Here is a 10,457-nt window from a genome sequence, read left to right on the forward strand (position 1 = left end):
ACTCACCAGGGCAGGTTCTCCGCCGACACCCTCGGGGCCGGGATCAACGCGAGCAGCTCCTCCTCCACGTCGTCGAACTCGTCGAGATCGGCACCACGCTTTCCCGGCTCCAGCTCGTCGAGCCAGGCCGACACACTGCGCAGGAATTCCTGGTCGCCCACTAGTCGTACATCCCTTCGATCGTCCATTGAGGACACTGCGGACACTGCGGAGCCTCGGTTCGCAGGTCGGCCGCCATCAGCAGCGCGACCTCCGGCTCGTCCCCGCTCCCTTCGAGGACCAGCTGCATCCAGACGCGGTCGGGCTGCCAGGTCGACCGCACCAGCTTGTCGGGCCAGGGCCCCGCCCAGCGCCGCACCGCCCGCGGCTGCCCGCTCAGCACCACCGCCCGGGGCGGCTCGCTGAGCTCGCGACGGCCGAGCAACACCACCTCCGCACCGGACTCGCCGCGGAGGCCGACCGGCACCGGCCGCCGGTACACCGTCGCCGGCGAGGGCGCCGGCAGCCGCCCCGGCCAGGCCGGGTCCGTCCGGTCCAGCGGGTTGGCGGGGGTGTCGGCCTGGTGGCGTTCACCCCACGGCACCAGCCGGACCCGCTCGGCGGGCCCCCGCCCGCCGTCAAGCCGCGCGGTCACGACCCGTTCCGGGCCGAGCAGGCCCTGGACGTGCACCATGGCCCGCGCCGCCCTGCCGTCCCGTTCCTCGTCGGCCGTCGCCCCGGCGCCGTGCCACAGCCCGGTCTGCAGGTGCCTGCCCTCGACCGTCTCGTCCGGCACCAGCCGCAGCCAGGTGACGCCGCCGGTGGGACGGGCCCCCGGCTCGGCCGCCCGCAGCCAGCCCTCGAACTGCCACCGAACCCGGTTCTCCACGCCCTGCGCGTCAAGGGGCTCCGCGCAGCGCCAGACCCTGGCGAACTCCTCACCCCGCTCGGTACCGGCGTAGATACCCAGCCGGGTACAGGCCAGCCCGTGCTCGGCCAGCCCGGCGTGGAACCGGCCGGCCAGCGACCTGGCCGCGAACGCGGCGGCGTCCACCCGTTCCAGCGGAGGGTCGAACTCCGTTCTCAGCGACAGCTCCGGTGGCGGCCTGCGCCGGTGCGGCGGCCGGTCGAACCGGCCCCGGGCGAGCCGGTGCGCCCGCAGCCCGTCGGCGGAGAACCGGGACGCCACGTCCCGCTCGGTCAGCTCGGCGAAGGCACCGAGGGTGCGGATCCCCAGCCGGCGCAGCAGGTCGACCAGCTCACCCCGGTCCGCGCCGGGCTGATCGAGCTCCCGGACGTCCAGCGGCGCGAGGAAGGCCGCGGTCGCGCCCGGCGGCACCCGTACCGCCCGGTGCGCCGCGAGCACGGCGGCGAACACCCCGTCAGCCACACCGACCTGGCACTCCACCCCCGCAACTCCGGAGACGTGATCCACCAGCATCTCGATGAGCGGCTCCTCACCACCGAAGTAGCCGGCAGCACCGGACACCGGCACCGCCACCACCCCGGGACGTACCACCTCCACTCCGACGACCAGTTCCTCCACCGCCGCGGCCACCCGCTCGAAGAACCGGGCGTCCCGGTCCGGGTCCGCGGGCAACACCACCAGCTCCGGGCACCGCGACTGCGCCTCCCTGCGCCGCTGTCCCCTGCGCACGCCCGATGCCCGCGCCACCGCCGAGGTGGCCACCACCCGGTTGGCGGCGAACACCGCCGCGGGACGGTGTGCCGGCACCTGATCCGCCGCACAGGCCGCCACCACCGGCCAGTCCGGGCACCACAACACCAGCGTGCGAACCGGTTCCACCACATTCACTGTGTCTACTGTGGACAAAACACCTCCCCTCAGCCCACCTCGCGCACCGCGGCGACGGGTACGTCACCGGGTGCCACCGCACCACCGGGCCCCGGCAACAGCAGCCCGCCACCACCCGGCCGGGCAGCCGCACCACGCCCCCGAGTACGCACCTCCACCTGCCTGCCCCGCAGGTGGCCGTCGCCGGCTCCGGCACCGGACCAGGACCGCGTCCGGCAGCTCAACTCGACCTCCGCACCCGGCCACGGCCCGTGCGCCAGCAGCACCGCCTCCCGGTTACGGGCCCGTGCCGACAACCGGTGGGCGACCCGCGGGTGCACACCGCCGGCGGGCTGGGCCGCGGCGCCCACCACGACCACGTCCATCCCGTCCAGCAACGCCGCCGTCACGGCGGCGACGTCGGCACCCGGATCGGGCACCAGCGCCAGCCTGGCCAGTTCGACCCCGAGTTCCCGGGCGGCCGCCACGCCGAGGTCGGGCATCCCGACCACGGCCACCCAGGAACCCGAGGATGTGGCCGCGGCCAGCAACGCCAGCAGCAGCGAGGTCGAGTTCCGCACCGCCACCGTGCTTCCCCGCCGCAGCCCGCGAGCGGGCAGCAGTTCCGCCAGCTCGGGCAGTACCGGCAGGACCCGCCCGGTGGTGGCCGCGTGCGCGGCGGCGGACGCCACCCCGCTCGCCGTGTTCACGCCGGGCAGCGAGGTCAGCGCCGCCAGGGCGGTAGCCCGGGGTACCGCGGCGGGCGGAGAGTCCACCAGCCCACTCGTCACGACAGTCGCCACCTCCCCACGCGGGTACGCTGGTGACCCGGGTGCGGGTCACCACTCGGCACCACGGGGAAGGCGGTGCATCGAACACGTGTTCGATGTCAGGAGTACACACCCGCCGCTGAACCACTGTCAAGAAGCCCGGCGGAACTCACCCGAGTGAGTGGTCCCACTACCTCGACGGCAACGCCGCGGCCAGCGCCAATCGCGCCCACAGCAGCGGTCCGAGCAGCCGCGCGCCGCCCCGCCGGGGCAGCGCCGCGAGCCGATCGGCCAGCCCGGGCAGCCGGTGATGTGCCCCCGCCACAACGATTCTCGCCGCGGTCAGCGCGGCCAGCCGGTGGGTATCCAGCGCGCTGTGCCCGGTCTCCGCGAGCGGCACCAGCACCGCGTCGGGCGCCAGCTCGACGATCCGCTCGGCGACCGCCCTCGGCGTGCGAATGTCCCATTCGCCCGAGAGCACCGCCACCGGCCAGCCGAACCGCGGCAGCTCGGCGGGCAGATCGAACGGCTCGCCCGCGAAGGCCGGAAAGTCCCCTGCCTGCCGGGCGAAGGACAGGTTGACGTCGAGTGGCAAGCCGTCCGGCTGCGGGGCGTAGCCCAGCTCGCCGAACGCGATCGCGCCGACCAGGTCGAACTCCATCACGTACCGGACGACCCTGGCGGTCTCCGCCTCACCGAGCCCGGCCAGCCAGGTCCACAGCCCGCGCCCCCGCCCGCCCGCGACCAGCCGGGGCAGCCTGCGGGCCGCGACCGGTCCGCCGAACTCGTGCGCCACCTGCACGACCGCGCCGCTCTCGTCGGCCGGGATCAGCCCGCCGTCGACCAGTTCGCGCACCACGCCCAGGTACAGGCTGCGCAGCGCGGTCCGCGCCAGGTCGTCGTCCTCGGCGGTGAGCATCGGCGAGTCGAGCACCATCCCGGCGACCCGGCCGGGATGACGCGCGCCGAACGCCTGGGCGAGGTAGCTGCCGTAGGACGAGCCGTACAACACCGCCCGCTCGGCTCCGCAGGCGTCCAGAACGACGGCGATGTCGTCGACCACCTCACCGACGGTGAGCGCCGACACCGGCAGATCCGCACCATCGCACCCGATACGTGAAAGACCCACACCACGGTGTTCGATCATCACGACGTCCAGCTCACGCTCCGTCGCCTCGATCCGTAGCCGCCGGTACGGCAGGATCGACGCCAGCCCGGGCCCGCCGGGCAGAACCACCAGCGGGCAGTCCCCCGCCGGCCCGGTCCGGACGTAGTGGAGGTCGAACTCGGCGCCGCCGGCCGGCCTGCGTACCGAACCCACCCCAGGCATGGCCGCGATCCGCTGCCCGACACCCACCGGTACCCCCAGACGAAGAAAGATCAGCTTTCTTCCGTTCTACCGTCAGTCGACCTCGCCGGTCACCATGTCGACCGGACGGAGTAACGCGGCAGTGCGGCCGGTCCGAACACGGGGACACGTCACCGCTCGTGCGGCACGATGGGGCAAGATGCGGCGCGGTCGGCGAAAGGATCGGAATCCATGGGCGCACCCGGCTGGCCCGGCCCCCAGCAACCGCAGTACGGGTACCAGCAACCCCAGCCAGGCTGGGGGCAGCCGCCGCCGAAGAAGAAGCGGACCGGGCTGATCATCACCCTCGTCGCCATTCCGGTGCTACTCCTGCTCGGCGGGGGCCTGACGCTGTTCCTGCTCTACCAGGACGCCCACGAGGACGGCGGGTCGCCGCCGTCGAACGCCCAGCTCGGCAAGGCCTGCGCGGCGGTGAGCGAGCAGACGCTGGCCAGGCTGCGCACCACCAATCCCTATCCGGGACTGAGCTCCGAGCGGCCGGAGCACACCTCGTGCGTCTGGGAGCAGACGCAGGGCCGCGACGGCGAGGGGCACCGCGAACTGACCTTCCAGGTCACCGACGGCCGTGAGCGGCAGCCCGAGTGCGACGGCGAGGCGCTGCAGCCACCGCAGATCGGCACCCAGACCTGTCTCGGGCTGAAGGTCTACGAGGGCGACGTCATCCGCGAGGTACAGCTGCAGTTCCTGCAGGGCGGCAAGCACTACCTCGTCCAGTACAAGGGCTGGGACGTCGGCTTCCTCGACAACGTGCCGATGCCGGAGACCGAGCTGGTCAACGCGGTCACCGAGGTCGGCAAGGAGGTCACCGGCGCCCGCGGGCAGTGAGCCCCCGGATGCGGCTTTAGCGGGCTAAAGCCGCATCCGGCCGAGCGTACGTGTACTAGAGTGAACACGTACGTTCGGAGGTGGCATCGTGAGTACGCCTGGGTGGCAGGGCCCGCCTGTTCAGCAGAGACCCCACCGCGGCTGGCCCGCGCCCATGCCGGGGCCGCCACCCCGTCGCGGGAGCCGGGTCTGGCTGGTCGTCACCCTGGTCACCGTCCCCCTCCTGCTCCTGCTCGGCGGGGGCGTCACCGTCTTCGTCCTCTACCAGCAGGCGCACGAACCGGGCGGCGAGCCGCCGACCGGCGCCCGGCTGGGCGCCGCGTGCTCCGCGGTCAGCGACGGCACTCTCGCCCGGATGCGCACCACCAACCCCACACCACGTGCCAGCTCTGAGGACTCGACGCACACCCAGTGCGCCTGGGGGCAGACCCGGGGCAGGGACGGCGACGGCAGCAGGGACCTGGTGGTCGTCATCCGGAAGATCACGCCGGAACGGCAGGCCGAACTACGCTGCGGTGGCGTCCCGAAGCCCCAGCCCGCCCTCGGCGAACGCGCGTGCCTCAGCGTGCAGGACATGGGCGGCACGATCCGCGAGGCACACCTGCAGATCATCGACCGCGACACGTTCTACCTGGTCCAGTACAGCGGCTGGGACGTCGGTTTCCTCGACAACGTGCCCATCCCGGACGACGTTCTCATCGAAGCCGTCACCGATGTCGGCAACGAGGTGCTCGCGCATTCCTAGGAGTGTGCTGAACAACCCCGCCCTGCTGCGCGACGGGCCGGGTTGTTCAGCACACTCCTAGTGCGCGAAGTGCCGGGTCCCGGTGAGATAGACGGTCATGCCGGCGGCCTCCGCCGCGGCGATCACGTCGGCGTCCCTGACCGAACCACCCGGCTGCACCACCGCGCGCACACCGGCCTCGGCCAGCACCTCCAGGCCGTCGGGGAACGGGAAGAACGCGTCGGACGCGGCCACCGAACCACCGGCCCGATCGCCTGCCCTGCGCACCGCGAGGCGCGCCGAGTCGACCCGGTTCACCTGGCCCATGCCGACGCCGACGGTCGCCGTGCCCGCGGCGAGCAGGATCGCGTTGGACTTCACCGACCGCACCGCCCGCCAGGCGAACTCCAGGTCGGCCAGGGTCTCGGCGTCGGCGGGCTCACCGGTCGCCAGCGTCCAGTTCGCCGGGTCGTCGCCGGGCGCGTCGACGGCGTCGACCGTCTGCACCAGCACCCCGCCGGAGATCGGCCGGAACTCGACCGGGTCCGGGTTCGCCGTCTCCGGCAGCCGCAGCAGGCGGATGTTCTTCTTCTTGGTCAGCACCTCGAGCGCGCCGTCCTCGAAGTCCGGCGCCAGCACGACCTCGGTGAACACCTCGGCGATCTGCTCGGCCAGCGCCACGCTGACCGGCCGGTTGCAGGCGATCACCCCGCCGTAGGCCGACACCGGGTCACAGGCGTGCGCCTTGCGGTGGGCCTGCGCCACGTCGTCGCCGATCGCGATGCCGCACGGGTTGGCGTGCTTGATGATCGCCACCGCGGGGGCGTCGAAGTCGTAGGCCGCGCGCCGGGCGGCGTCGGTGTCGACGTAGTTGTTGTACGACATCGCCTTGCCGTGCAACTGCTCGGCGTGGGCCAGCCCGCCGCGCCAGTGCCGGTAGACGGCGGCCCGCTGGTGCGGATTCTCGCCGTAGCGCAGCACCTCGCCGCGGTCCCAGGTGGCGCCGAGGAAGTCGGGGAAGCCGGAGTCGTCGGCGGGCGCGTAGACGTTGGCGAACCAGGACGCGACGGCCGTGTCGTAGGCCGCCGTGTGCGCAAACGCTTGCGCGGCCAGTCGCCTGCGGTCGTCCAGCTCGAAACCGCCCTCCCGGACCCGCTCGAGAACCCAGTCGTAGCGCGCCGGGTCCACGACGACGGCGACGCTGCCGTGGTTCTTGGCGGCCGCCCGCACCATCGCGGGGCCGCCGATGTCGATGTTCTCCACGCAGTCGTCGGCGCTCGCGCCGGAGGCGACCGTCTGCGTGAACGGGTAGAGGTTGACCACCAGCAGGTCGAACGGCGCGATGTCCAGCTGCCGCAGCTGCTCGACGTGCTCGGCGCGGTCACGGTCGGCCAGCAGGCCGGCGTGCACCCTGGGGTGCAGCGTCTTCACCCGGCCGTCCAGCGACTCGGGGAACCCGGTGACCTCCTCGACCGGTGTGACCGGGACACCCGCGTCGGCGATGACCCTCGCCGTGCCGCCGGTGGACACGATCTCCACCCCCGCGGCGTGCAGGCCGGTCGCTAGCTCCAGCAACCCGGTCTTGTCCGAGACACCGATCAGAGCTCGCCGGACGGGCCGCTGCCCCGTTGCGCTGGTCACCTGAACCTCACCTTTCGTCCGTCCACCGTGCAGCCGGCCCGGACCAGCCGCTCCACCACGTCCACCAGCAGCCTGCGTTCCACGGCCTTGATCCGCTCGTGCAGGCTCGCCTCGTCGTCGTCCGGCTCCACCGGCACCGGCTCCTGCGCGATGATCGGCCCGGTGTCGACGCCCGCGTCCACGAAATGGACGGTCGACCCGGTCACCTTCACCCCGGCCGCCAGCGTCTCCGGCACCGCGTGCGCGCCGGCGAACGACGGCAGCAGCGCGGGATGGGTGTTGATCACCCGGTTCGGGAAGCGGTCGAGGAACGGCTGGCCGAGGATCTTCATGAAACCCGCCGACACCACCAGATCCGGCCGGTGGGCGGCGACGGCGTCGGCCAGCGCGGTGTTCCACTCCGGACGGCCGGGATGGTCACCGATCCGGACGGTGAACGACGGGATGCCTGCCTGCTCGGCCCGGTCCAGCGCGGCCACGCCGGCGCGGTCGGTGCCGACGGCCACGACCGAGGCCGGGAAACCGTCGCCCGCGGTCGCGTCCAGCAGGGCCTGCAGCAGGGTGCCCGATCCCGAGGCGAGCACCACCACCCTGGCCGGAGTGGGCAGTGTGATCCGACTGGTGGTCAAGGGTCTCCTCGGCGCGTCGTGCCTGGCGGGAGCCAGCCTAACCGTGTGGCGGCCGTCTCCCTCACGAGGCCGGTGGCTGCTCCGGGTCTTCCTCGGGCTCCTCGGCCGGGGGCTCCTCGGGAGCGTCCTCCGCGACCACCGTTTCCTCGGTTTCCTCGGCTTCTTCGGGGTCCGGGGTCTCCCCGGGCTCCTCCTCGGCGGCGGCCTCGCCGGGCTCGGCCTCGGGGACCTCCTCCGGCTCCGCGGGGACGGCGTCGATCTGCTCGGTGGGGGTGTCGTCGACCGCGACCGGCGCCTCCGGCTCAGGCGTACCGCCGACCACCCACACCACCAGTGCCGCGGGCAGCACCACCCAGCAGAACACCGAGACCGACAGCGCCGCCACCGGGATCTCGACCGGGTCGAACAGCCCGCTGCCCAGCCTGCCGCCCGCGACGGTGCCGAGCACGACGCAGCCGAACGCGGTCAGCGCTCCGGCGACACCGACCGCCCGCAGCCGCAGCAACGGGTCCGGGCTCACCCGCCGCAGCTGCCAGCCGACCAGGACGCCGACGCCAGCGGGCAGCAGGAGCAACACGGGCCACCACTGCGCGGGCTGCTCGGGCAGGACGGCGAGCAGCGGCAGCGACGGCACCTCACCGCCGGAGAAGCCGAACATCCCGATGTCCACCGCGCCCAGCGACAAGCCCGGCCCGGCGGCGAACGACAGCCCGGCGACCATGGCGTTGGGCAGGTAGCCGGCCGACAGCAGGAACATGCCCACGGCGCTGCCGACGTCGGGCGCCCCGGTCCGGTACAGCTCCAGCGAGGTCGGCACCGACAGGGCCAGTGCGAGCAGGTACACCAGGCCACCGACGCCCAGCAGCGCGGCCAGGCCCATGGCCCCGGTCCGCAGCCCGCGCATGGCGACCGGGTCCAGGTAGCGGCGCACCGTGCCGAGCAACCCGCACCGGCCGGAGACCCCGGCCGTCGCCGACACCGCGGCGAGCAACGCCGGCACCAGGAAGGCGTCCAGTGGTTCCACCGTCACCGGACTGCCCGCCGACAGGATGGCGATCGTCGTGCCCAGCGTGGCGTGGGCGACGGTGAGGATGCCGATCAGCGGAACCGCCTGCGCCGGCTCCCGGTAGCCGAGCCGGCGGGCGGCGCCGGCAGCGGCCCTGGCCACCAGCAGGCACAGCCCGATCGTCGGCACGAGCGGCAGCACGCCGAGCGGCTCACCGTTGACGTAGACCGGGACCTGGTGTGCCGCCAGCCAGCCGGGCGCCGCCGCGTAGACGACGGTGACGAGCGAGAACCGCGCCTGCGCGGCGACACCGGTCACCAGTGCCAGCAGTCCGGCGACCAGCACGTATCCGGCCAGCAGCGGCCACACAGCCGCACCGGCCAATACCCGGAACCGGCCTACGGTGCTCAGTTCGGGTGGTGTCTCACCCGTTTCGGGGTCGCTCGACCGCTCTTCGCCCTCGGCGGGAGTCGGAGTGGTGAGCACCTGCATGCCCCGACCATCGCATTCCGACTGGGCCGACCGGGTGAGGCTCGCCGCTGATCAACGATGGCTCATGCCACAGCCACCCGGACAGGGGAAAGCGTCAGGGCTTCTCCGTGCCGCCCGGTGGCGTCCCCGGGCCCTGGCCCGGCTCCGGCTGGGAGTAGAACTGGCCCTGCTGCGGTGCGTACTGGGTGGCCTGCGGCGCGGGCGGCCCGCTCGGCGGAGCCGAGGGCGGCGTGACCGGCGAGGAGTACTGCGTCGGCTGGGAGAACGGCCCGGACTCGGTCGGCCCCTGCGGGGGCTGCGGCGCGTACTGCGAGGTCGGCTGGTGCAGCGGCGGCTGACCACCCTGCTGCGGCTGCTGCCCCTGACCGCCCGGCTGGCCGTACTGCGGCTGGGCGTACTGCGGCTGCTGCGGTTTGGGCGCGGGCATGCTGATCACGTCGTGCTCGAACAGCACCGCGGCCACCGCCACCAGCAGCTGCAGGATGCCCAGGATCATCAGCACGGTGAGGATGCCGGGAGTCTCGGAGCCCTCGGGCACCCGCACGACGGCGTGAATCGCGAACAGGCCGCCCGCCACGCTCAGCAGCGTGCCGAACGGCAGCGCCTTCGGGCCGTTCGGCAGTGCCCGCAGCGCCGACACCAGACCCCCGATCAGCAGGAACCGCACAGCCCAGTCGCCGTCGCCCGCCTCGCTGGAGAAGCTGATGAAGTAGTTGACCAGGCCGAGCACCGCGACGGCGAGCGCCAGGAACAGCGACAGGTTCTGCGGGGTCAGCTGCGGACCGCCGCCCTGCACGGGCTGCTGGTGCGGCGCCTGCGGGAAACCCCCGGTGCCCGGCGCCTGCGGGTTCGGTTGCCCGCCACCCTGCTGGGGGTAACCGGGCCCACTGCTGGGGAAGCTCATCGGGACTCTCCTTGGTTCGACCGGCACTCCGGAGGCGCCAGAACGTTAGCGCAAAGCGCCGCCTCGCTCGGTTCCGACGTTCCGTATCCGTGATCGGTTGCGTGTTCGGCAAAGAAAGAGGGGCCGGACACCGTCCCCGGCGCCGGCCCCTCCACCACTGGAACTCAGTGCAGGCTGTTGTACAGCTCGCGGGCCAGCTCGGCGGTCTCGGTGGGGGTCTTGCCGACCTTCACCCCGGCCGCCTCGAGGGCTTCCTTCTTCGCGGCCGCGGTGCCCGAGGAACCGGACACGATCGCACCCGCGTGACCCATCGTCTTGCCCTC

At 73.0% G+C, this 10,457-nt stretch carries 10 protein-coding genes and 1 pseudogene; 2 read left to right on the forward strand and 9 right to left on the reverse strand.

Annotated elements, in window-relative coordinates; genetic code table 11:
• Positions 1-2: 2 nt before the first annotated feature.
• The 4 genes from EWH70_RS35500 to EWH70_RS18165 all read right to left on the reverse strand — a co-directional run bounded on the left by EWH70_RS35500 (position 3) and on the right by EWH70_RS18165 (position 3,901).
• A complete protein-coding gene (locus tag EWH70_RS35500) occupies positions 3-161 on the reverse strand; it encodes a carboxypeptidase M32 (protein WP_165436312.1) in 159 nt (52 codons plus the stop codon).
• Positions 161-1,789, reverse strand: coding sequence for a DNA polymerase Y family protein (locus EWH70_RS18155; RefSeq protein WP_420809075.1), 1,629 nt, complete (start codon positions 1,787-1,789; stop codon positions 161-163). The genes EWH70_RS35500 and EWH70_RS18155 overlap by 1 nt, the downstream gene beginning before the upstream one ends.
• 35 nt (positions 1,790-1,824) lie before the next feature.
• The gene (locus EWH70_RS18160) at positions 1,825-2,565 is read right to left on the reverse strand and encodes a hypothetical protein (protein ID WP_240687044.1); all 741 of its coding nucleotides are present in this window, start codon (positions 2,563-2,565) and stop codon (positions 1,825-1,827) included.
• A gap of 169 nt (positions 2,566-2,734) precedes the next feature.
• Positions 2,735-3,901, reverse strand: coding sequence for an alpha/beta hydrolase (locus EWH70_RS18165; protein ID WP_205669155.1), 1,167 nt, complete (start codon positions 3,899-3,901; stop codon positions 2,735-2,737).
• Positions 3,902-4,084: 183 nt separating this feature from the next.
• On the opposite strand from EWH70_RS18165, the gene EWH70_RS18170 reads away from it, so the two are divergent.
• Positions 4,085-4,738, forward strand: coding sequence for a hypothetical protein (locus EWH70_RS18170; RefSeq protein WP_130476593.1), 654 nt, complete (start codon positions 4,085-4,087; stop codon positions 4,736-4,738).
• Between the two features lie 88 nt (positions 4,739-4,826).
• Complete coding sequence (locus tag EWH70_RS18175; protein WP_130476594.1) at positions 4,827-5,483, forward strand: hypothetical protein; 657 nt, start codon at positions 4,827-4,829, stop codon at positions 5,481-5,483.
• Positions 5,484-5,540: 57 nt separating this feature from the next.
• On the opposite strand, the gene purH is transcribed toward EWH70_RS18175, so the two are convergent.
• The 5 genes and pseudogenes from purH to EWH70_RS18200 all read right to left on the reverse strand — a co-directional run.
• Entirely contained in the window at positions 5,541-7,103 is a 1,563-nt protein-coding gene (gene purH, locus EWH70_RS18180) for a bifunctional phosphoribosylaminoimidazolecarboxamide formyltransferase/IMP cyclohydrolase (RefSeq protein WP_130476595.1), read from the reverse strand.
• Entirely contained in the window at positions 7,100-7,717 is a 618-nt protein-coding gene (gene purN / locus EWH70_RS18185) for a phosphoribosylglycinamide formyltransferase (protein ID WP_130476648.1), read from the reverse strand. Before purN ends, purH begins: the two co-directional genes overlap by 4 nt.
• A gap of 76 nt (positions 7,718-7,793) precedes the next feature.
• Complete coding sequence (locus tag EWH70_RS18190) at positions 7,794-9,230, reverse strand: cell division protein PerM (RefSeq protein WP_165436313.1); 1,437 nt, start codon at positions 9,228-9,230, stop codon at positions 7,794-7,796.
• 94 nt (positions 9,231-9,324) lie between these two features.
• Positions 9,325-10,134 carry a DUF5336 domain-containing protein gene (locus tag EWH70_RS18195; RefSeq protein WP_130476597.1) on the reverse strand — a complete coding sequence of 270 codons (810 nt, stop codon included), beginning with the start codon at positions 10,132-10,134 and terminating at the stop codon, positions 9,325-9,327.
• Between the two features lie 164 nt (positions 10,135-10,298).
• Positions 10,299-10,457 (reverse strand): annotated as a pseudogene (locus tag EWH70_RS18200) (succinate--CoA ligase subunit alpha); the annotation flags it as partial.

Origin of the sequence: Amycolatopsis suaedae (assembly GCF_004214935.1) — a bacterium.
Classification (GTDB): domain Bacteria; phylum Actinomycetota; class Actinomycetes; order Mycobacteriales; family Pseudonocardiaceae; genus Amycolatopsis; species Amycolatopsis suaedae.